Genomic DNA, 20,283 nt, shown 5'->3' with positions numbered 1-20,283 from the left:
GCCATGAGAGCCCTGTTGTTACTGCCCCTGTGTTGTGCTTTTCCACCCCCCCCGAGCCGGAGCCTGCTTTGGCCCGTCAAGCGAAACGGGAGTGGCTCATGAGAGCACTATTGCTATTGCTGCTGTGTTGTTCTTTTCCGCTCTTCGCCGCCTCGGTGAAGGCGGATCTCGGCCTGGTGGAACTGCCGGTGGCGCAGGCCTCGTCGGCGCCCATGGTGGTGTTCCTGAGCGGGGACGGGGGCTGGGCCGCGCTGGACAAGGGGCTGAGCGCCGAGCTGCAGCGCCATGGCATGCCGGTGGTGGGCTGGAGTTCGCTTAGCTACTACTGGCAGAAGAAGACGCCGGCGCAGGCGACCCAGGATCTGGTGCGGATCCTGGACGACTATCGGGCGCGCTGGGGACGCCAGCGCTGGCTGCTGGTGGGCTTCTCCTTCGGCGCCGAGATAGTGCCCTTCGTCATCAACCGCCTGCCGGAGGCCTATCGCAACAGCCTGGTGGGGGCCGTGATGCTCTCCCCCTCGACCGCGTCGGATTTCGAGATCCACGTCAGCGACATGGTGGTGCATGGCGAGGCGGGCAGCTATCCCACCCAGCCCGAGGTCAAGGCCATCCACAGCCTGCCGCTGCTCTGCGTGCAGGGGGCCGAGGATGACTCCCCGGTGCGGCTATGCCCTCGGCTGCAACAGACCAACGTCAGGACGGTCACGCTGCCGGGGGCGCACCACTTTGATGACGACTATGGTGCGCTGTTTCAGAGCATCGTCGCTCATCTGCCTCTGGTGCAGGGGTCGGCTGCGCCGTGATCTCGGGTGGCAAGGCCAGGTCGGATGGTGTTGGGATGAGGCAGGCGTGACGGGTTGGAGGGAGCAAGGCAATCAATGGGGCAGGGCCTAGAGGCGAGCCCGATGAATTGGCCCGCCTCATGGGTACTTCTGGGTCGTTAAAGCGCGGCCATGGCCTCTCTGACCAGGGCGCCTATCTTGTCCCACTCCCGCCGATCGATGAGATCGGCCGGGACCATCCAGGTGCCACCGCAGGCAAACACCGATTTAAGAGCCAGGTAATCCTTCACATTGCTCGGGCTGACACCGCCGGTGGGCATGAAGCTGATCGGGTAGACGGCACTCATGGCCTTGAGCATGGGCAGGCCACCGGAGGGCTCCGCCGGGAAGAACTTGAGGGTGCGCAAGCCCAGCTCCATCGCCTGCTCGACCAGGCTGGGGTTGTTGACCCCGGGGATCATCAGCACGCCGCGTGCCTGACAATACTGGACGATGCGCGGGTTGAGGCCGGGGCTCACGATGAAATCCACCCCGGCGTCGATGGCCTGATCCACCTGGGCTGTGGTGAGCACGGTGCCGGCCCCGATGATCATGTCGGGGAAGGCGGCCCGCAGCTGGCGGATGGCCTCGGCGGCGGCGGGGGTGCGGAAGGTGATCTCGGCGCTCGGCATGCCGTTGTCCATCAGGGCCCGACCCAGAGCCACGGCGTCATCGGCATCCTTGATGGCGATGACGGGAATGATCTTCAGGGTCGACAATTTTTCAAGCAATGCAGTCATGGGATGCCTCTGTGGTAGGAAGGGGAGTGGTCGGCATCGCCGGGCGGGGAATGATGGCCCCGCGATGCTGGATGACGGTGCTGGCCAGCAGATGGGCATAGTGCGCCGCCTCGCTCGCCGCCTGCCCGGCCAGCCGCTTGGCGAGGTAGCCGGCGCTGAACGAGTCACCCGCTGCCGTGGTATCGATCACCAGCTCCTTGGCCAGAGACATGGCAGAGACCTTGTCGTGCCGCTCACCTTGCACTATGAGGCAGGGCTCGGCACCGCGTTTGATGATGATTTCCGGCACGCCGAGCGCCTGGGTGCGCGCCAGGGTCTGGGTCTCATGACTGTCGCCCCAGAGTGCTATCTCGTCATCCAGCGTCAGGAAGGCGATGTCGGTGAGGGCCAGCATGGCACGGTAGGCCTGTTGCGCCGCCTCCTTGCTTTCCCACAGCCGTGGCCGGAAGTTGTTGTCAAAGGCGATCTTCACCCCCTTGGCCCGACACAAGGCCAGTTGCTGCAGCAGGCTGGCACGATCGGCGAGGGGGAGGATGGCGAGGCTGATGCCACTCAGATAGAGGTAGTCAAAGCCGCGCAACTGCTGGCAGATGGTCTCGGCCGCCGGGCCCTGCAGCCAGTAGCGAGCCGCCGCGTCGTTGCGCCAGTAGTGAAAGGTCCGCTCGCCCTGTACATCGGTCTCGATGAGATAGAGGCCGGGCAGCTTGTGCTCGAGGCGCTGCACCAGCTCGGTGTGAATCCCTTCCTGTTGCCACTGGGCCAGCATGGCGTCGCTCATGGCGTCGGTGCCGAGGGCCGTCACATAGTGCACGGCCAGCTCGGGGTTGGCACGAGTCAGGTAGACCGCCGTGTTGAGGGTGTCTCCGCCGAAGTGGCGCACTATGCCCGCCTTGCTCTCGGATAGTTCGATCATGCACTCGCCGATGACGGCAATCTTGGTAGGCATATGTCCTCCCGCGTTGATGATGGGGCACATTATATGTCATGCCTCATCGCCATCAAGTAAATTAAAACAATGTTTCATTAAATTATTTATAAATGTGAATTTGATCTGGAAGGGATGAGGACCAGTCTTTTGCTGGCCGGTTGGTCACAGCTCCGGCTATGGCGGCGCGGATCGAACAGGGCATGGGGCGGGTCAGTCGAGATGGCGTCGTCCAGCGCCAATATCCGCGACCATGACTATGATTGCGCAGTCGTTTTAAATATAATGAAACGACGGAATTTATAAGGAGATCCCTATGTCAGTGGTAGATAACTCGCCGGATTCGGTCTCGTCAGTCCTGAAAGTGTTCGGCATCTTGCAGGCGCTGGGCGAACAGAAAGAGATTGGCGTCACCGAGCTGTCCCAGCGGATCATGATGTCCAAGAGCACCGTGTATCGCTTCCTGCAGACGATGAAGACCCTGGGCTACGTCAACCAGGAGGGGGAGTCCGACAAGTACACCCTGAGCCTGAAGCTGTTCGAACTCGGTGGCAAGGCGCTGGAGCATCAGGAGCTGATCCCGATCGCGGATAACCAGATGCACCGCCTCGGCAAGCTGACCAAGGAGACCCTGCACCTGGGGGCGCTCGATGAGGACAGCATCGTCTACCTGCACAAGATCGACTCCGAGTACAATCTGCGCATGTATTCCCGCATCGGTCGCCGTCGCCCGCTCTACAGCACCGGCCTTGGCAAGGTGATGATGGCCTGGCTGCCCGAGGAAGAGGTGCGCAGCATGCTGGCCAACGTGACCTTCGAGCGTTTCACCGATCGTACCTTGACAGACGTCGATGCCTTGCTGGCGGAGCTGGCGCTGGTGCGCGAGCAGGGATACGCGGAAGACAACGAAGAGATGGAGCCGGGCCTGCGTTGCTTCGCCGTGCCCATCTACAGCCGCATGGGCCGCATCATCGCGGGGCTTTCCCTGTCGCTGCCGGTGGTGCGCTTCGAGGAGGCGAAAGGCGCCGAGCTGGTGCGTCTGCTGCACGAGGCGGCAAGCCACATCTCCGCCGACATGGGGTTCCACGACTACCCGTTCTTCCCGCGCTAGGGCGGGGGTGGCCGGCACCTGTTGCTGGTGCAGTGAGGAATAGACAGAGGGCGTGCAAGGCACGCCCTCTTTATTTGTCCGCTTGCCAACAGACGAAAAAGGCGCCCTCGGGCGCCTTTTGGCATGCAGAGGAATTAACGGGCCAGCCAGCCACCATCGACGGCGATGGTGTAGCCATTGATGTAATCGGAGGCGGCGGAGGCCAGGAAGACCACGGGGCCCATCATGTCATCCGGCACCCCCCAGCGACCGGCCGGGATCCGCTCAAGGATGGCGGCGTTGCGGTCATCATCGGCGCGCAGGGCTGTGGTGTTATTGGTGGCCATGTAGCCGGGGGCGATGGCGTTGACGTTGATGCCCTTGCTGGCCCATTCGTTGGCCAGCAGGCGGGTGATCCCCATGACGGCACTTTTGGACGCGGTGTAAGAGGGCACGCGAATGCCACCCTGATAGGAGAGCATGGAGGCGATGTTGACGATCTTGCCACCCTGGCCCTGGGCCATGAACTGTTTCCCCACGGCCTGGGACATGAAGAAGACGCTCTTGATGTTGATGTTCATCACATCGTCCCAGTCTTTCTCGCTGAAGCTGATGGCATCTTCGCGGCGGATGATGCCAGCGTTGTTGACCAGGATATCGACGCGACCGAAGCGGGAGACCGCCTGATCCACCAGTGCGGGCAGGGCATCCACCTTGCTGACATCGGCCTTGAGGCTCAGGAAGGTGCGACCGAGCGCCTCCACCTTGGCGATGGTGTCGGTGGGTTCGACGATGTTGATGCCGACGATGTCACAGCCGGCTTCGGCCAGACCGAGCGCCATGCCCTGACCCAGACCGGTGTCACAGCCGGTCACGATGGCGACCTTACCCTTCAAATCGAATGCGTTGAGAATCATCTTGTTTCCTCTGCTGCCACCCTGGGTGACAGGCATGATGGGGGGGAATACGGGCAGTGCAGACTGCCCGGCACAGAATGGGAATTAGCGCAGATCCTTTACGGCCACATGATCCATGTCGCCGAACACCTGGTTCTCGCCGACCATGCCCCAGATGAAGGTGTAGGCCTGGGTGCCGACGCCGGAGTGGATGGACCAGCTCGGGGAGATCACCGCCTGCTCGTTGTGAACCAGCAGATGACGGGTCTCGTCCGGCTTGCCCATCATGTGGAACACGGCGGCATCGTCCTTCATGTTGAAGTAGAAATAGACTTCCATGCGGCGCTCGTGGGTGTGGCAGGGCATGGTGTTCCACAGGCTGCCCTCTTCCAGCTGGGTCATGCCCATCACCAGTTGGCAGGTCGGTAGCACATCCGGCACCAGGTATTTGTAGATGGTGCGGCGGTTGCTGGTGGCAGCGTCGCCCAGGGTGCTCGGGGAGGCCTGCGCCTGGGTGACCTTGCGGGTCGGGAAGCTCACATGGGCCGGGGCGCTGTTGTAGTAAAACTTGGCCGGCTGCTCGGCGCTGACGCTGGCAAAGCTCAACTCGCGGGCACCCTGACCCACATAGAGCGCCTCGGCGTTGCCGATCTCGAAGGTGGTGCCATCGACCACTACCACACCGGGACCGCCGATGTTGATGAGGCCCAGCTCGCGGCGCTCCAGGAAGTAGCTGACACCGAAGGTCTTGCCCAGCTCATCCGAGAAGCTGAGAGCGGTCTGTACCGGCATCATGCCGCCGAACACGATGCGGTCGATGTGGCTGTAGGTCATGGTCAGCTGGTCCGGCGTGAAGATCTCTTCTACCAGGAATTCACGGCGCAGGCCCTGAGTGTCCAGCTGTTTGGCATGATCGCTGTGAATGCTTTGACGAATTTGCATGGTTAACCTCGATGAGCGCCGCAGGTTGGCAGTCGCGTTGTCTGTAATGACCATAATAATAACAAGCAACAAATAAAAATCAAAACGGTGTTTTGTATTTTTTATTTATTGAGATTAAACTCCGTGCCCAGTGTGGCTCATGGCCGTGCCGGGCCCGTCGAACCGGGCCACAGATGTCTTTGCGGCATGAGGACAGGCTCGCGGCGAAGGCAGACAGGCTGCCGCCCTGCCGGGTGGTGGCGACAGGACATTCGTTGCCAATCTCATTCAATAACAGGTCTACCAATGAATAAGTGTGTTTCATCCAATCGAATCATCATGTTGGCCGGGGTGGCTGCGCTGAGCACCATTCTGTTCGCCTTCGATACCGCCTCCCTCGGGCTCTGTGCGGCCTTCCTGACCACGGGATCCTTCTCGCTGCAGGTGTTCGACATCCTCAAGACGCGGGAAACCAAGGCGATTTCCACCAAGATGTATCTGGTATTCATCAGTGGTCTGTTGTTGTGGCTGACCTATGGCCTGAAATCGGGCGATACGCCGCTGATCATGGCCAATGGCATCACCCTGCTGCTGGCCAGCGCCGTCATGGTGCTGAAGTGGAGCAATGAACGGGCCTGACCCAAGGGTCGCGAGAGAGGCCATCCTCCGCTGGGGATGGCCATCGGACGCGCCATCCTTTATCGGGGCTCGGCTCCCTCCCTCTGGTGGATGAACGAAGCGGCGCCCCGGGCGCCGTTTGTCGTAGGGGGCTGATCCTCTCCAGCATCCCGTGTTATCGGCTCAAGTGGCGTAGATAGGCCACGCTCTCCCGCAAGGCTTCCCCTGTCAGCTCCTCGACGATGATGGGAATATGGGTCAGCTGACACTGCGCCAGCATGGCCAGCACCTCGGCATAATCGATCAGCCCCTGCGCCAGTCCCACCGACACCTTGTCACGCCCCTCCAAGATGAAGTTCTTGAAATGAAACAGCCGGATGCACTCTCCATGCCGGCCGAGAAAGTCAGCCAGGATCTCGCGCCAGGCGGCGGCATTGTCGGCATCCAGCAGATTGGCCAGATCCAGGGTCACCAGGAAGCGTTCCCCCAAGCGCGCGTTCAGCCGCGCCAGACTATCTGCGTCGTGAATGATGTGATTACACACCGCTTCGACCAGAAAATCGCAACCGGCCTGCGCCAGCTCGGGCCTTAACTGCGCCAGGCTCTGCTCCACCTTGTGAAAGGCGGCGGCCCCGTGGTTGTCCGGATGCCGGGTCCAGTCATCATCGTTCAGGGAGCCGGTCTCGCTGCCCACGGCGTCGATGTGGCAGCGCTGGGCGAGCTCGATGTTGAGTCGCACCCGCGCCAGCTCGCGCGCCAGGAAGTCGGCGTCGGAGTGGGCGGGGTTGAAGTAGCTGGCCAGCAGGAAGATGGAGAGATCGGCTTGCTGGAGGTGCTGGATATGGGTGGCCAGGATGTGGGTATCACGGGCCTGATAGGCCTCGGGCCAGCTCTTGTGCACGGCCAGTTGCAGCCCGTCGAGGCCGAGCTCATGTGCCTGGGCAATCAGCGCCGCCGGCGTCTGATCCGCGAGATCATGGGCGCGGGCCCCAATCTTCAATCTGTTCATGACATGCTCCTGTGGGTCATGACGATGGTGTCTCTGACGGCGACTTGGCCCGGGGGCTAGGGTCGGCATCAGAAACGGCTTGCGAGCCCATCTGGGCTCGCAAGTTCAAGAGGCAAGTCGCGGCGCTCGAATGGGCCCCGGTGAGGGGGCCATATACCCGATGCGTGCGCTTGCCATCGGCACAATCAAAGTCTCATCAGGCGGCAGGTGCCGGGACGGCGGCATCGGGTGCTGCCTGCGGGCCCTTGTTGTACTCCTGCTCGAAGTACTCGCGCACCATGGGAGCCGACAGACCGACCACCACCTGCAGGTTCTTGCCAGAACGCATGACCCCCAGGGCACCGGCCTGTTTGAGGGCCTTGTCATCCTGGACCAGGGTGGAATCCTTCACCACCAGGCGCAGACGGGTCTGGCAGTTGCCTATGGTCTCGACGTTGTCACAACCCCCGACACAGCGCAGGATGGCGGCAGCCCGGAGGCGATCCGGCTCCTGGCCGGCCACGGCCTTGCCAGACTGTTTGTCACGGTAGTCTTGCTTGGAGTAGAGACGCACGTCGTCCTCCTCTTCCTCATCGCCACGACCCGGGGTCAGGAAGTTGAACTTCAGGATCATGTAGCGGAACACGAAGAAGTTGATGGCGGCGAAGCTCAGGCCCAAGGCCAGGTGGATCCAGATCAGGTGAGCGTGGTTCTTGGCGTAGAAGACCCAGTTGAACAGGATGATGTCGTTCAGACCACCGCCCATGAAGCCGACCACGCCGGACAGATAGAGCGCCACGCACAGGGTCGCACCTATGATGGCATTGACCAGATACAGCACAGGTGCCACGAACAGGTAGGTGAACTCGATGGGTTCGGTGATGCCGACGGCCATGGCGGTGATGATGGCCGGGATCACCAGGGCGGCGATCTTGCGCTTCATCTTCTGCTTGGCGGTGGCATAGATGGCGAGGCCAGCCCCCAGGGAGCAGAACACGCTGATGTTGCCGTACAGGGAGTAACCGGCGGCCGGGAACTGCTCAACCAAAGGCACGGTGGAAGCCGCATAGGTGGAGACGTTCTCGATCCAGTGGGTGTAGAGACCACCATCGACCACGGCCGGGCCGAAGAAGAAGGGGAAGTAGACGAAGCGGTGCAGACCGGTCGGCACCAGCAGGCGCTCCACGAAGGCGAGCAACCACATGCCGAAGGCATCGGCTTCAACATAGAAGCCCTGCATGGCGTTGATCCCGACCTGAACCTTGGGCCAGAACTCGCAGGTCAACCAGGCCATGGGCAACATGACGAAGAAGGAGATGATGAAGACCAGGCTCATGCCCTGGAAGATGGTGAGGTAATCCGGCAGCTTCTTCTCGAAGAAACGGTTGTGGATCCAGGTCACCACGCCACCGATGATGAGCGAGAAGACGATGCTGGTATCCAGTGTCTTGATGCCCCCCACCAGCGCCAGGCCGCTGGCGCCGCCGACTTCCTGATTGAAGTTGACCCCAAACTCAGGCCCCCAGAAGGTGAGCATGCTGTTGGTGAAGTAGTTGTAGGCCATGTAGGCAAAGAAGGCGACCAGCGCCGCCCGGGCCTGACCCGACCTGGCAAGACCCACCGGGAGTGCCATACAGAACAGCAGCGGGAAGTTGCGGAAGATGGTCCAACCACCCGACTTGATGATGGTCATCACCTTGAAGAAGTTGGAGTCGGGATGGGCCAGATCGCCCATGATATCGGGCATGGTGAGCAACCCGGTGATGGCGAGCAGCAAACCGGTAAAGGGTAAAAAGGCAATGGGGACAGCCATGGCACCGCCAAAAGTCTGGAAGGCCCCCATAAAGTTCCGTTTGGACATCAATTTTTCTCCGAATGATTACAACAATAAAGTGTTCAGGCCAGCCACTGGCCCTGCTCCAGCTCGAGCAGCAGCAACATCGTCAACGCCTGGGCATAGGGCACGGGCGCCATGGCAATGTCGCAGTAGTACTGGTGGTCATGGCCCACCATGGTCCCCTTGGAGGCCTCGAGGACGATGCCGTCCCCGTCGATACGCTGCCAGACGGCACGGGCCGCCCGCAGGGCAGGCTCAACCACGGTCTCATCCAGCAGGCCCAGGCGGACACCGCGCAACATGCCATAGGCGATCCCCGCCGTGGCCGAGGACTCCTGGGGGGAGAAGGGATCATCCAGCACCGTGTGCCACATGCCGTTGTCGGCCTGCAGCTCGCACAGGGAGCGCACCTGGCGCGCCACCACCTGGGTGAAGTAGCGCCGCACGCCGGCATCCAGGTGATCCCCCATCAGATCGATGAACTCGGGGATGGCCACCGTGATCCAGGCGTTGCCCCTGGCCCAGAAGGCCTCGGCATAATGGTGCCGGTCGAGGAAGGTCCAGCCGTGATACCAGAGGCCGCTCTTGGGCTCGCTCAGGTAGCGGGTGTGCAGCAGGAACTGGTAGACGGCCTCGTCGATCAGATCCTGCCGCGCCAGCACTATCCCGGCCGTGCCGAGGAACAGGCAGGTCATGAAGAGGGTGTCATCCCAGAGCTGGCCGGTGTTGGGTTGCTCCTTCACCACGTGCTGGAAACCGCCCTCTTCGGTTCTGGGCAGGTTGGCCAGCAGATCGTCGGCCCAGGCATTCACCGCCTCGCGCAGATCGGCACGGCCGCTGTGGCCCGCCAGCAGCGCCAGGGTGATCATGGGGGCCGTGGTATTGATCTGCATGGCGGGCAGCCCCTTGCGGATCTGGTCTTCGTACCAGGCCAGCAACGAGGCTTGCAGTTCGGCATCGTCCTTGTGCCGGGCATAGCGCCAGAAGCCGTAGAGCCCGACGCCGACTTCCCACTCCCACTGCTCGAACTGGATGGCCAGGCCCTGGCTGGTGGTCAGTTCGCCCATGCCTTTGAGCTGGCAGAAGCCACGGACCACCCGCTCCAGGGTGGGGATGAGTGCTTGCTGTTTCATTGTGCCTCTCCACGATAGGTGACGATGGGATCGCATCCCGCCTCGGCGGGGAAGTGGTGCGAGACACCCTCGACCTGGCATGCACCCTGCCAATCCAGGCGCATGAGCTCGGTGTCTGCCGTGTTGACGATGGCCGTTTCGCCGTCGAGGCGTACCTCGAGTGCGGCCATGCGTTGGCAGAAGGCCGCGAAGGCCGCATCGTCGCCATGACCGACCTCGATATACCAGGCCACCCGATGCGCCTTGGCGCGATATTCATTGCCGGCGGTCATCCCGGTCGTCACCGCGCACAGGGGCGCCGAGCAGCCGATGGCGGCGAAGGCATTCCCGGCCCGGATCAGGCAGCTGTGGGTCGTCGCGATCACCTGATCGAAGGCCTCCGCCGGCAGGTAGAGGTGAGTCCAGGGGAAGGGATCATCCTCGGCCAGCCGATAGAGCTGCAGGGTGCGGTTTTCCACCTGCATCACCCGCGGCAGCACGCCGTTGCCGGACCAGTAGGAGGGGCGCTGTTCACCGCCGGGTTCGGCTTCGCCCGGGTGGTTGACCCAGAACTTGGCGTCGTGACGGGAGGCGAACTGCACATCCACCAGATGCTGCTGATGGCCGCGTTGACCGGTATGGTGGTCGACGCAACTGGAGAGGCTGACCCCCGGCTCCTTCCAGACGACGATCTTGCCGCCACCCGCCTGATAGCAGGCCACCAGGGTGCCCTGTTGCAGGGTCGCGTAGCGGTCAGCCTCAACCGGCGGCTGATAGTCGCTGGCACAGAACAGCGGCAGGGAGGCGCACTTGCGGTTATACCAGCCGCCGCCCCAGGCGACGTTGCCGTAGGCCGACAGCTCGGTGAGCACGCCAGCCAGCAGCTCCTTCTCGTAGACCCGCCCCATGGTGCCGGCGGCAATCCCGTCCTGATAATGCAGGGCGCTCAGCAGCATCAGTCGATCGATGAGCCCCTTGGCGCGCTCGCGCACCCAGGCATCTTCCGCCAGTTGATAGAGCGCAAACAGGCCGATGTAGTCGACCGGATAGTAGGGCGCCGAGTTCCATTCGACGAAGCCGTGCCGATCGATGGCATCGAACCACTGCGCCAGGCGCTGCGCCGCGATGGCACGCTGTTGTTCGCCGCTGCGCCCCGAGGCCAGGAAGCGCTCATGGGGAAACATCTGGCCGGCCAGGTATTGGGCGGTGTGGAAGCAGAGGGTATGGTTCTCGCTCCAGAACCACATCACGTCGTTACCCGGCTCATCCAGCCAGTAGCGGTAACCGAGGATGGAGCTGCGCACCCGTCGCCACATGGCGGGCTGGAAGTGCTCGCCCTGATGGCGTTGCCAGATCCAGAGCAGCGGGACCAGGGAAAAGTCGGAGCAATCCTCGCGGGCGCTGATCCGTGCCAGGGTATCGAGCAGCAGCTGATCGGCCTCGGCCGTGAGCTCGCCGCACTGCAGCATGGCCAGCAGGCGGGCGGTGCGATCCATGCCATGACGGGCGGTGTGCCGCAGCGCCTGCTGCTTGCGCTCGGCCAGGTTGCTGGATGACTCGGCATTGCCGAGGGGCTGCATGACGTTGACACCGAAGCTGCGGCTGATGGCAACACCAGCACAGCTCATGTTCAGCACAATCTGGTAGTGCGCCGGACCGATGTCGGCGGGGAGATCCAGAGTCAGCAGCTGGCTGCCCGGCGAGACGGTGCCGAAATCCACCCGGCGCGGTCTGAAATTGTCATTGCCCATGCCGTGGATCTCGCCTTGCAGGCGAACGGGGTGCGTCGGTGCGGCCACGCCGAGCCGGATCCTGGCCTGGTTGTGCCAGGCGGTGAGTTCGGGGCGCATGGTGCCGGCAAACTGGCACAGCTCATCGAGCACGGCGGCATCGACATGGGGCAGCGAGACCCCGAGGGGCACGTGGCCACGGTAGATGAGTCGCAGCGCAAACACCGTATCCCGCTCAAACAGCTCCTCCAGATGGACAAGCAGGGTGTTCTTGCCAGCCTGCAAGGGCAGCATGAGCTCACAACTCTGCAGCTTGTTGCGGGTGAAGGGGGTGAACTGGGTGATGGCCAATCCATCACACCAGAGCCGGACACCACCGCAGGTCGACAGCTGGAAGGGATAGTTGCCCGCCTCGTCGGCATGCAGCTCCACCTCCAGCCAGCGCTGCACATGGAATGGCACACGCTGGAAGGAGGAAAAAGAGACGGTATCGCTCTCGCCGGTGAAGCTCACCTGGGTGCGCGGCAGGGCTTCAGCCGGCTCGACGGTGCGCTCGGCCATCTGCTGGCGGAAGACTCGTCGGCAGAATGCGTCCTCTTGCGGCCCCATGCCATTCTGGAAGCGGTAATCCATGGTCATGTCCATGGCTTCACCGGCAAAAAATTCGGCGAATCGCTCCTCGCGGGGGGCAGATACGCAAAAACGGGTGAGTGCCGAATCCGGCTCGAGCACCCAATTACCAAGCTTCATACAACTCTCCTTGAAGCTATTAACACCCAGAGGGGGCTATCTATATTGAGTAACCAGACGAACCCCTTTTTATGTAATAAAAAGGGGTCGGTCACCTTAATAAGTCTAAAAACCAGATGACAGTGTTTCTCAGCGGCAGTCGATGAGAGTCATTGTGGCATTTGACATCTGTTTTAAGCCTTCATTCAAAGCAATAATGCAAATTATGACGCTAGCGGCAATATGGTCAGGTCAGCCGACTCATATTTCCTGAACTGGAGCATAACAATATCGTCCGTTCATCCGTTCGCGAAATAATGTCAATTTAAGATAAGTCGACATTCTGTGACGCAAGACCCATATTCAGCGATGCATAGCCAATCCTAATGAATAACAGGGGCCATTAGATTCCCTTGTTCGCGCATCTTTCACGATTCTTAAATTCGTCGTGCAAGCGGATTGAATTGGCACCGGCTTGCAAGAGTGCTGTCGTTATTCACTGACTCCAATGACGCTTGATGCATGGCTGATGGTGACATTGGTACATCTTACCGGCGGGGTGGGTCAGAGTTAGAAGATGTACTCTATCCCTACGCGCCAGCGCCACTGCCAATCATTGGGGTAGGGGTTGTCATCTGCCGGATCGTTGTATGACACATAACCGATCTCGGTGAATGGCCGCCAATTTTTATTGATTGGGACGCGAATGGTGACGTTATTCAGATAAGAATATTCTTCACCATTGAAGTCCGGGTAATCGAGCTTTTTATATTCGAAGTCATAGGCAACAGACCAATTTTCCGCATTATAGCCGAGATAATAATTCAGCTGGAAATAATGGCCGTTTTCCTTGTTGAGCGAATCGTCGTAGTTACGCTGTCCCACCCGGAAACGTGCGGCGGTATAAAAGTTGGGATTGAACCAATAGGTGGGTTTGAAGTGAATGCGCAAATCTTGCACGTCATTGGTGATCTCGGTATTGAAACCGGCTTCCCACCACCATTTGTCATTGGGCTTGGCAAGATAGGTCAAGTCATATTCGGTGCCCGTGGTGTGAAGTTCATCGAAGGCCCCTTCCCCTTCACCTCCACTGGTAAACTTGGATTCGACACCAACACCCCAGCCATTATCGAAGCGATGAGAAACCACCAGACGATCGCTTTGCTGATCCTGTTTCTCCAGGAACTCGTGTCGGTAATTGAGGCTCAATGCATTTGCATTCATGCTGGTGAGCGCCGAACAGACGGCAATGGCTGCACATGTGAATTTCAACTTCATACCTTTCGATCAATCCTATGAAAAAAAGCTACTGACGGTGGTCCCATTGCCAGATAGCGCATGTGGCTTTCAATCTGGATCGGACTCGTTAAGGTCAATTTTGGTGGCAGGCCACGGCGGTGGGTCCTGAAGGCCAGCGCGAGCATCTGTACGACGCGTCGACGAACTTCATTTTTTACCGGGGATTTTTTGCTTTTCAAAACGACGGTTCAAATATAATTCATCTGGTGTTTCATTTGCAATGGTGGTGGCATGACGACATCAGAAAATGGGATCTGTATCTACATAAAATGAAACGTCGTTTCTATTGTGTGTTGTGGAGGGGGCTGACTGGAGCTTGGTGGGGCGGCGAGCTTGTTCAGGGGGAGGGGGCTAGAGCGAGATGTGCGCGAGGAGTCAGAAACAACCTGGCCCTCGGGAAGAGGGCCAGGGGAGGGTATTAGCACTGAGTCAGCGCGTTCAGCCTTGACGTGCCTTGAATCTGGGGTTGCTCTTGCAGATCACGAACAGCTTGCCGCGTCGACGCACGACCTGGCAATCCGGGTGACGTGACTTGGCCGATTTCAGGGAGGAGAGTACTTTCATGCCGGCTCTTTTCCTTTGTTGAAGAATTGCCCGAAGCGTTGGCCGAAGCGGGCTACTTGTCCCTCCTTGCCGACTTGTTTCTGCTTGCCGGTATAGAAGGGGTGAGAGGCACTGGAGACATCCAGCGTCACGTAGGGATAGGTGTTGCCATCTTGCCACTCCTTGGTGCGATCGGTCTTGAGGGTCGACCCTATCAGGAAGTGAGTGTTGGTGGTCAGATCGTGGAACAGTACCTGACGGTACTCCGGGTGAATATTGGGGCGCATGATTCTCTTCCTTTTGTTATGTTATAACAAGCCAATTGTGCGACAGGTGAGAATCAATATCAATCCATTTTATGCCGAGATCTTATCCTGCCGGATAACGGCACCTGACGGGAGCAATACAAAGTTAAGGAAATGCCCTCATCCGGGCTGTTGCGGGGAGATTTATTGGACGGCACGAGGTGAAACTAGGATGGGCGCTTTACTTTTATAGATTACTGTATAAAAATACAGTCATATATCATGGAGAAGTATCCTATGCGTCTGGAAATCATCATCGACAGAAAACATCAGATCCCCACCACGACCATGGAGGCGCTGCGCCAGGCGCTGCTCAAGCAGTTGGGTGAGAAGTTTCCCGATCTGCACGTGCGGGTCGCGCCGGGCAGCGCCATGGCGCTGACGGTCAGTCGCGCCAGCAAGGAGGACAGGGAGCTGGCGGAGGCCATGGTGCAGGAGGTGTGGGAGAACGCCGACAGCTGGATGCCCGAGGCGGAAAACGCCGACGCCTGAGCCGTCATCGCGGATGCTAGTGCCCGGCAAATGGCCGGCTCAATCCGGATCAAGCAAAACGCAGCCCTGGGCTGCGTTTTGCGTTTATGGATGAGCTGCTGTCAAACTTGGCCGACCCTCGACCCTCGACCCTCGACCCTCGACCCTCGACCCTCGACTTTCAACTCTCAACCCGCAGGCGTGCTCAGAGTCCGCTCCAGCGCTTGAGACTCTCTACCTGGACGCGGTGGTCGGCCTGGGCGATGTCGCCATTGGCGCGCAGGGCCTTGAGGGCGATGGGCAGGGCGCTGCGCACCTCGTCGGCGGTCATGCCGGCATGCAGTGCCGGGTGATAGGCGAGCTTGAGCAGCACGTAATCGAGCCCGGTCGGGAAGCTGTCGATGCTGTGATCGTTGAAGATGGAGGGGAAGACCTTGTCCGAGTCATTGGGCAGTCCCATCACCTGGGTGAGCTCCTCCACCACGCAGTCCAGAAAGCGGCCCTTGGTCCGGCTGTAGTCCACCGGGATGATGATGGTGGCGCGGGTGATCTCGTAGCGGGCATTGGTCGCGAAGTTGGCCAGACAGACCCCCTCCTTGAGGGCGATTTTGACCGAGTCATCCTTGCCGATGGTGCGGCTGGCCCAGCTCGCCATCTGCTGGCGCCGGGTCATGATGAGGGTGAGGTTGGGCTTGTCGCCGACCAGCAGTATGGGCTGGCCGGTGATCCTGGCCAGGTGCTGGCTCTGCACCCTGACCACCTCGGCCTGTAGCGGCTTGTCACCGAACTCGTTGATGAGCTTGAGGCGGATCGGCCCCTGCCAGCGGGAGAAGCGCACATGCTGCTCGTGGCCGTATTCCCGCTTCATGGCGACCTCGAAGAAGCTCTGGGTCAGGTAGGCATCGCTCTGCCAGCGTTCGGCCGCCGGCAAGGCGCAGGGCAGCAGCAAGGCGAGCAACAGGCCCAGCATCCGGCCTGGTGCGAAATGACGGCCGGATCGTCGTGCACGCTGTCGCCATGGGATCATGGGGCCTCCTTGCAAGCTGTATGGGTCAGCGCTGGGCTCGCTCGATATCACGCCAGGTGAGCCAGAGCCTGAGGTCGAACTCCAGTTGATGATAGTCCGGTTCCATGTGCTGACAGAGCTGGTAGAAGGCCTTGTTGTGATCCTTCTCCCTCAGGTGGGCGAGCTCGTGCACCACTATCATCTTCAAAAAAGCGGGATGGGCCTCCTTGAACAGGGCGGCGATGCGGATCTCGTTCTTGGCCTTGAGCTTGTTGCCCTGTACCCGGCTGACATAGGTGTGCAGGCCGAGGGCATCCTTGATCACGTTGATCTTGCCATCGAAGATCACCTTGGACAGCGGCGCCGAGCTCTTCAGGTAGCGGTTCTTCAGCTCCATGGTATAGGCCAGCAGCGCCTTGTCGCTCTGGACGAGGTGGGTGTCCGGGTAGCGTTTGGCCAGCATCTCGCCGAGCTTGTCCGCCGCGATCAGCTGTTGCACCTGGGCCTTGAGCGGCTCTGGATAGCCGCCCAGATAGGTCAGTTCCGCCATGATTCGTCACTTTTCACACAAAAAAGAGCGCCATTGTAGTCATCAAGCGCCGGCTTGGAAACAGACAGGCCGCCCTGGCGTCGCGCGCGCCAGCGAAAAGGGCCGCCATTGTTGCCAACGACGGCCCTCTCGGGGGTCTGTATTCACAGCCTGGCTCAGCGCCGGCGGTAGAGGCCCGGATCCACTTCCTGGTAGCGATCCGTCAGATATTGATAGAAGGCGAGGCTGGAGGGGGAGCTCGGCTGCTTCAGCTCGGCGGCCACCCGCTCCGGCTTGGCGATGATGAACTTGGGATCCTGGCGCTTGATGTCGGCCAGCACCCGCTCGCGCACGTCATAGGGCGGGTTGACGTTGGCGAAGAACAGATAGGCGGAGGCGGGCTGGCGATCGGTCCACAGATAGTATTGCGGCTGGATGCCATCGACCCAGATCTTGTCGGTCGGCCCGGTTTCGGCCTTGATCCGATCGACCCGCACCTGGGCCGGCGGGTTGAACGGCTGGCCCTTCAGTGTGCCCTCCCAGGCGTTGTTAACCAGCAGGGCCAGCATGGCCAACGAGGCCAGCCAGGGGGTGGCGCTGCGCACATCCCAGGCGCGCCACAGGGGCACCAGGATCAGCACCGGCAGGGCCCACAGCAGGCTGTTGCCGAGCACCTCCCGTACCCGCTCCAGCGACCACTCCTTGGTGCTCCAGCCATAACCGAGCTGCTGGGCCAGCAGCCAGCTGGCGGTCAGCACCACCAGCGAGATGCAGAGCAGGCCCAGCGCATCGGCCTGCTGCTCGCTGCGATCCAGCAGGCAGGCGAGCGGCAGCAGGGCCAGCGGCAGGTAGAGCACGTCGTAGTGATCGAACACATGGCCGGAGACCGAGTTGGCGACCAGGGTAAACAGCACCCCGAACAGGGTGGCGAACAGGGCGGGCAGATACCACTCCTGGCGGCGCCCCAGCATCAGCACCATGAAGGCCGGCAGCAGCATGATGAGGCCGGTGCGTAGCAGGCCGACGGCGCCCACTTCCGGCGAGAAGCCGTTGCCGTAGCTCCCCTCGAAGAAGATGCCGAAGGCGTAATACTGGAATTCTGCCAGCAGCCCATGGTGCTGGAAGTAGACGAACAGCGGGCCGCCGATCAGCGCCAGTCCCAGCAGGCTGCTGCAGAGCAGGCCGAAGGCGCAACGCCACTGCTCACGCAGACACCAGTGGCAGAACAGCACCAGATACCAGGCCCCCCAGAAGGCGCCGTTGTTGGTGCGCATCCAGGCCACAATGGCGAAGGTGATGGCCGCCACCAGCGCCGGTCCCCAGCGAAACTGCTTGTCCAGCAGCATGGTGATGAAGGCCCACTGGGCGATGAGGGCCAGATAGAAGGTCCAGTCCTCGGTCATGTTGCCGTAGTAGTAACGGGTGCCGTAGAGCGCCAGCACCGCCAGCATGCTGCCGAGCCGGGCCTGCAGGGAGAGGCCGAGCTGGGAGAAGGCCTGCCAGCTGGCCAGCAGACCCAGCCAGCAGAGCACCCACTCCAGCAGCCAGATCCCGAAGAAGCCACCCAGGTGATAGCCGAGCGCATCGAGGGCGAAGATCATGGGGCCCTTGATGTCGATCATGTCCCGATAGAGCACGCCCCCCTCGCTCCACATCTTGCCCATCACCGCAAACAGGGAAGCGTCAAAGCCGGGGGCCATGCCGTGAAACAGCGGGTTGCGCAGGCAAAACAGCAGCGCCATCAGGGCGGTGAGCAGGATCACCAGCGGCTTGAGCCCGGGGTTGTAGCGCTGAGGGGTAAAACGGATGGCGTGATTCATGGGTGACCTGTTCCTGCGGGAAAGACGTAAAAGCGGGCCTATCTTGCCGAGGCCGGCAGTCCGATGCAATGGGGCAGGGGAATGTGCTTGAAATAATTTGCAAAAGTGCCGCTTTCACGAAGCAAAGCGGCACTTTTGCTGGAATTTGGCCGGATGAGGGCCTCACTCCATGGCGCGGTCGCCATGATATTCCACCAGGGCGGGCAGGGGGGCGAGCTCGGGCAGATGGCGGGCCCAGCGGATGAAGGCATCGGCCAGGGTGATGCCAAGCTCCTGATTGTGCTGGGTCAGGGTGCGGGCCAGAGCGGTGTAGCCCTCCTTGCCGGAGGCGGTGTAGGCGCTGGAGACCCCCCGATAGACGGCGTCGGCCTCGACCGCTTGCCACTGGCCCGGGCTCGACTCCCATTCGAGGCGGGTGATCCGGCCCCCCTTGGGGCGGTCGGCCCGGTAGCTGAAACGCACCCCGGCGGTGTAGGGGAAGCTGCCGCTGCCATTGCCGATCACGCCGTTGTTGGTGGCGTTGTCGATGGCCCCCTCCAGCGCCTCGGCCAGTTCATGACCGTGGACCCGGTAGAGGGTGAGCGGGATGGCGAATGGCAGCAGGCGGCCGGCAATGTCTGCCTCGCTCAGGGGGCCGGGTTCGAGGGAGCAGCGCACGCCGCCGGCGTTGTGCAGCGCAAAATCCACCTGACCCACCTGTTCGCGGGCGGCGGCCAGCATGGCATGGGCGACCAGGGGCGCCACCTGGCTGCCGACGGGCAGCTGGGTGTCGGGCAGGCGCTGATGGTGCAGCGGCCCGGCGAGGCGGGTGACGATGCGCCTGGTCATGGTCTCGAGCTCGGGCCGGTAGCGCTTGGCCAGGCGTTGCTCGAGCTCGGGGGCGGGCTCGCAGAAGTGCAGCCCGGCCGGGGGCGGGGCGGCGAAGGGCCAGGGCTGCCAGGGCAGCCACTCCAGTTGGCCCTTGCTGCGCCGCACGCGTCCCCTGTCGTCGAACTCCAGCTCGCAGACCCCGAGGCAGAGCGCGCTGTGGGCCGCATGCAGGATGGCGACCCCCTCGACCATCAGCGGGTAGTCTCCCTCGCTCGCCAGCCCCAGCGGAGCCAAGTCCCCCAGCTGGCTGTGGGTGTGGCCGCCGACGATCAGGCTGAGCTCGGGGAAACGAGCAGCCAGTCGCTTGTCCTGCTCGAGCCCGAGGTGGCTCAGCAGGATGATGTGCTGGATCCCCTGCGCCGCTATCTCGCTCAGGGCGGCGGTGAGGGTCTGCTCTATGCCGTGGAACCGGGTGTGGGGATCCGGGCTCGCGATGGCGGCCATCTGCGGCAGCGTGATACCGAGCAGGGCGAAAGGCACGCCATCGATGACCCGCTTGTGCCAGGGGCGGCTGGCATCGAACAGCATGGGCAGGTCCCGCAGCCGCAGCGGGGCATCGGCCGGCTCCTGGCTGCTGTCGAGGTTGGCGGCCAGCACCGGGAAGTCGAGCTGGCGCAGAAACTCCACCAGCGGGCCGTTGCCGAGATCGAACTCGTGATTGCCGATCACCATGGCATCCGGTCGCAGCAGGCGCAGCAGGTCGGCGTTGGCTCGCCCCTTGAAACGGTTGAAATAGAGCGAGCCCTGGAAGGTGTCGCCGCCGTGCAGCAACAGGCAGGTCTGGCCGGCGGCGGCAGACTGCCGGCGCAGGGCGTCGAGTCGGGTCAGGATGCGGGCATAACCGCCACACTGGGTGCGCCACTCGGTGTCGCCTGCGGGCAGGAAGCGCATGGGGGCGCCATCGAAATGGGAGTGGCAGTCACTGAAGTGGGCAAGTTGAACCGTAATACTCATCTCGGTCCTCCTTAGAGAAAAAGAGCACCGAGTCTACTGCAGGGAAGGGGGGGAAGCCAGCCCGGCGGACGCCGGGCTG

19 protein-coding genes are annotated in these 20,283 nt (G+C 61.6%); 4 read left to right on the top strand and 15 right to left on the bottom strand.

The genetic code is table 11. The annotated features are described in order from the left end of the window. The first annotated feature begins 98 nt into the window (after positions 1 to 98). Positions 99 to 803: a virulence factor gene (locus KW825_RS00795; RefSeq protein ID WP_218327891.1), complete on the top strand. Its 705-nt coding sequence runs from the start codon at positions 99 to 101 to the stop codon at positions 801 to 803. 137 nt (positions 804 to 940) lie between these two features. On the opposite strand, the gene KW825_RS00790 is transcribed toward KW825_RS00795, so the two are convergent. Then, positions 941 to 1,561 carry a bifunctional 4-hydroxy-2-oxoglutarate aldolase/2-dehydro-3-deoxy-phosphogluconate aldolase gene (locus KW825_RS00790; protein WP_218292219.1) on the bottom strand — a complete coding sequence of 207 codons (621 nt, stop codon included), beginning with the start codon at positions 1,559 to 1,561 and terminating at the stop codon, positions 941 to 943. Beyond that, positions 1,545 to 2,507 carry a sugar kinase gene (locus tag KW825_RS00785; protein ID WP_218327890.1) on the bottom strand — a complete coding sequence of 321 codons (963 nt, stop codon included), beginning with the start codon at positions 2,505 to 2,507 and terminating at the stop codon, positions 1,545 to 1,547. The genes KW825_RS00790 and KW825_RS00785 overlap by 17 nt, the downstream gene beginning before the upstream one ends. 295 nt (positions 2,508 to 2,802) lie before the next feature. Here KW825_RS00785 and kdgR point away from each other — a divergent pair, with 295 nt between their 5' ends. Beyond that, positions 2,803 to 3,597 carry a DNA-binding transcriptional regulator KdgR gene (gene kdgR / locus KW825_RS00780; RefSeq protein WP_256353707.1) on the top strand — a complete coding sequence of 265 codons (795 nt, stop codon included), beginning with the start codon at positions 2,803 to 2,805 and terminating at the stop codon, positions 3,595 to 3,597. Between the two features lie 134 nt (positions 3,598 to 3,731). Here the strand turns inward: kdgR and kduD are convergent, their stop codons facing one another. Both kduD and kduI read right to left on the bottom strand, forming a co-directional pair. Continuing rightward, positions 3,732 to 4,493 (bottom strand): 2-dehydro-3-deoxy-D-gluconate 5-dehydrogenase KduD, encoded by a 762-nt coding sequence (gene kduD, locus KW825_RS00775; protein ID WP_042653582.1) that lies wholly within the window; start codon positions 4,491 to 4,493, stop codon positions 3,732 to 3,734. An 84-nt stretch (positions 4,494 to 4,577) separates the two neighbouring features. Then, positions 4,578 to 5,414, bottom strand: coding sequence for a 5-dehydro-4-deoxy-D-glucuronate isomerase (gene kduI, locus KW825_RS00770; protein ID WP_218327889.1), 837 nt, complete (start codon positions 5,412 to 5,414; stop codon positions 4,578 to 4,580). A gap of 318 nt (positions 5,415 to 5,732) precedes the next feature. Here kduI and KW825_RS00765 point away from each other — a divergent pair, with 318 nt between their 5' ends. Continuing rightward, positions 5,733 to 6,032: a SemiSWEET family sugar transporter gene (locus KW825_RS00765; RefSeq protein WP_218292223.1), complete on the top strand. Its 300-nt coding sequence runs from the start codon at positions 5,733 to 5,735 to the stop codon at positions 6,030 to 6,032. A gap of 154 nt (positions 6,033 to 6,186) precedes the next feature. Here KW825_RS00765 and KW825_RS00760 read toward each other — a convergent pair whose 3' ends face one another. The 7 genes from KW825_RS00760 to KW825_RS00730 all read right to left on the bottom strand — a co-directional run bounded on the left by KW825_RS00760 (position 6,187) and on the right by KW825_RS00730 (position 14,536). Beyond that, complete coding sequence (locus KW825_RS00760) at positions 6,187 to 7,020, bottom strand: sugar phosphate isomerase/epimerase (RefSeq protein WP_218327888.1); 834 nt, start codon at positions 7,018 to 7,020, stop codon at positions 6,187 to 6,189. A 196-nt stretch (positions 7,021 to 7,216) separates the two neighbouring features. Next, entirely contained in the window at positions 7,217 to 8,860 is a 1,644-nt protein-coding gene (locus tag KW825_RS00755) for an alpha-glucoside-specific PTS transporter subunit IIBC (RefSeq protein ID WP_252994447.1), read from the bottom strand. Between the two features lie 35 nt (positions 8,861 to 8,895). Continuing rightward, a complete protein-coding gene (locus tag KW825_RS00750) occupies positions 8,896 to 9,969 on the bottom strand; it encodes a glycoside hydrolase family 105 protein (protein ID WP_218327887.1) in 1,074 nt (357 codons plus the stop codon). Next, entirely contained in the window at positions 9,966 to 12,428 is a 2,463-nt protein-coding gene (locus KW825_RS00745; protein ID WP_218327886.1) for a hypothetical protein, read from the bottom strand. The genes KW825_RS00750 and KW825_RS00745 overlap by 4 nt, the downstream gene beginning before the upstream one ends. 549 nt (positions 12,429 to 12,977) lie before the next feature. After that, complete coding sequence (locus KW825_RS00740; protein ID WP_042653588.1) at positions 12,978 to 13,685, bottom strand: oligogalacturonate-specific porin KdgM family protein; 708 nt, start codon at positions 13,683 to 13,685, stop codon at positions 12,978 to 12,980. Between the two features lie 459 nt (positions 13,686 to 14,144). Further along, positions 14,145 to 14,270, bottom strand: a complete 126-nt coding sequence (gene ykgO / locus KW825_RS00735; protein ID WP_042653589.1) for a type B 50S ribosomal protein L36 — start codon at positions 14,268 to 14,270, stop codon at positions 14,145 to 14,147. Beyond that, entirely contained in the window at positions 14,267 to 14,536 is a 270-nt protein-coding gene (locus KW825_RS00730; protein ID WP_042653590.1) for a type B 50S ribosomal protein L31, read from the bottom strand. The genes ykgO and KW825_RS00730 overlap by 4 nt, the downstream gene beginning before the upstream one ends. A 255-nt stretch (positions 14,537 to 14,791) precedes the next feature. On the opposite strand from KW825_RS00730, the gene KW825_RS00725 reads away from it, so the two are divergent. Then, positions 14,792 to 15,046 (top strand): DinI family protein, encoded by a 255-nt coding sequence (locus KW825_RS00725; protein ID WP_042653591.1) that lies wholly within the window; start codon positions 14,792 to 14,794, stop codon positions 15,044 to 15,046. Positions 15,047 to 15,230: 184 nt separating this feature from the next. Here KW825_RS00725 and KW825_RS00720 read toward each other — a convergent pair whose 3' ends face one another. The 4 genes from KW825_RS00720 to KW825_RS00705 form a co-directional block, all read right to left on the bottom strand. Further along, the gene (locus tag KW825_RS00720) at positions 15,231 to 15,995 is read right to left on the bottom strand and encodes a DUF2927 domain-containing protein (protein ID WP_218328151.1); all 765 of its coding nucleotides are present in this window, start codon (positions 15,993 to 15,995) and stop codon (positions 15,231 to 15,233) included. Between the two features lie 82 nt (positions 15,996 to 16,077). Further along, positions 16,078 to 16,581 (bottom strand): M48 family metallopeptidase, encoded by a 504-nt coding sequence (locus tag KW825_RS00715; protein WP_042653593.1) that lies wholly within the window; start codon positions 16,579 to 16,581, stop codon positions 16,078 to 16,080. Between the two features lie 155 nt (positions 16,582 to 16,736). Beyond that, the gene (locus KW825_RS00710; RefSeq protein WP_218327885.1) at positions 16,737 to 18,380 is read right to left on the bottom strand and encodes a hypothetical protein; all 1,644 of its coding nucleotides are present in this window, start codon (positions 18,378 to 18,380) and stop codon (positions 16,737 to 16,739) included. 162 nt (positions 18,381 to 18,542) lie between these two features. After that, a complete protein-coding gene (locus KW825_RS00705) occupies positions 18,543 to 20,204 on the bottom strand; it encodes a bifunctional UDP-sugar hydrolase/5'-nucleotidase (protein WP_218327884.1) in 1,662 nt (553 codons plus the stop codon). Positions 20,205 to 20,283 lie beyond the last annotated feature (79 nt).

The organism is Aeromonas sp. sif2433, from assembly GCF_019218705.1.
GTDB classification, from domain to species: domain Bacteria; phylum Pseudomonadota; class Gammaproteobacteria; order Enterobacterales; family Aeromonadaceae; genus Aeromonas; species Aeromonas encheleia.
This window is presented reverse-complemented; position numbering and strand designations above follow the sequence as displayed.

What these genes read in the sequence shown, in the direction of transcription:
- KW825_RS00710 (WP_218327885.1), bottom strand. Translation starts at nt 18,380, where the DNA reads ATGAATCACGCCATCCGTTTTACCCCTCAGCGCTACAACCCCGGGCTC.
- KW825_RS00740 (WP_042653588.1), bottom strand. Translation starts at nt 13,685, where the DNA reads ATGAAGTTGAAATTCACATGTGCAGCCATTGCCGTCTGTTCGGCGCTC.
- kduD (WP_042653582.1), bottom strand. Translation starts at nt 4,493, where the DNA reads ATGATTCTCAACGCATTCGATTTGAAGGGTAAGGTCGCCATCGTGACC.
- KW825_RS00755 (WP_252994447.1), bottom strand. Translation starts at nt 8,860, where the DNA reads ATGTCCAAACGGAACTTTATGGGGGCCTTCCAGACTTTTGGCGGTGCC.
- KW825_RS00715 (WP_042653593.1), bottom strand. Translation starts at nt 16,581, where the DNA reads ATGGCGGAACTGACCTATCTGGGCGGCTATCCAGAGCCGCTCAAGGCC.
- KW825_RS00785 (WP_218327890.1), bottom strand. Translation starts at nt 2,507, where the DNA reads ATGCCTACCAAGATTGCCGTCATCGGCGAGTGCATGATCGAACTATCC.
- KW825_RS00765 (WP_218292223.1), top strand. Translation starts at nt 5,733, where the DNA reads ATGTTGGCCGGGGTGGCTGCGCTGAGCACCATTCTGTTCGCCTTCGAT.
- kduI (WP_218327889.1), bottom strand. Translation starts at nt 5,414, where the DNA reads ATGCAAATTCGTCAAAGCATTCACAGCGATCATGCCAAACAGCTGGAC.
- kdgR (WP_256353707.1), top strand. Translation starts at nt 2,803, where the DNA reads ATGTCAGTGGTAGATAACTCGCCGGATTCGGTCTCGTCAGTCCTGAAA.
- KW825_RS00705 (WP_218327884.1), bottom strand. Translation starts at nt 20,204, where the DNA reads ATGAGTATTACGGTTCAACTTGCCCACTTCAGTGACTGCCACTCCCAT.
- KW825_RS00760 (WP_218327888.1), bottom strand. Translation starts at nt 7,020, where the DNA reads ATGAACAGATTGAAGATTGGGGCCCGCGCCCATGATCTCGCGGATCAG.
- KW825_RS00730 (WP_042653590.1), bottom strand. Translation starts at nt 14,536, where the DNA reads ATGCGCCCCAATATTCACCCGGAGTACCGTCAGGTACTGTTCCACGAT.
- ykgO (WP_042653589.1), bottom strand. Translation starts at nt 14,270, where the DNA reads ATGAAAGTACTCTCCTCCCTGAAATCGGCCAAGTCACGTCACCCGGAT.
- KW825_RS00745 (WP_218327886.1), bottom strand. Translation starts at nt 12,428, where the DNA reads ATGAAGCTTGGTAATTGGGTGCTCGAGCCGGATTCGGCACTCACCCGT.
- KW825_RS00790 (WP_218292219.1), bottom strand. Translation starts at nt 1,561, where the DNA reads ATGACTGCATTGCTTGAAAAATTGTCGACCCTGAAGATCATTCCCGTC.
- KW825_RS00795 (WP_218327891.1), top strand. Translation starts at nt 99, where the DNA reads ATGAGAGCACTATTGCTATTGCTGCTGTGTTGTTCTTTTCCGCTCTTC.
- KW825_RS00750 (WP_218327887.1), bottom strand. Translation starts at nt 9,969, where the DNA reads ATGAAACAGCAAGCACTCATCCCCACCCTGGAGCGGGTGGTCCGTGGC.
- KW825_RS00725 (WP_042653591.1), top strand. Translation starts at nt 14,792, where the DNA reads ATGCGTCTGGAAATCATCATCGACAGAAAACATCAGATCCCCACCACG.
- KW825_RS00720 (WP_218328151.1), bottom strand. Translation starts at nt 15,995, where the DNA reads ATGCTGGGCCTGTTGCTCGCCTTGCTGCTGCCCTGCGCCTTGCCGGCG.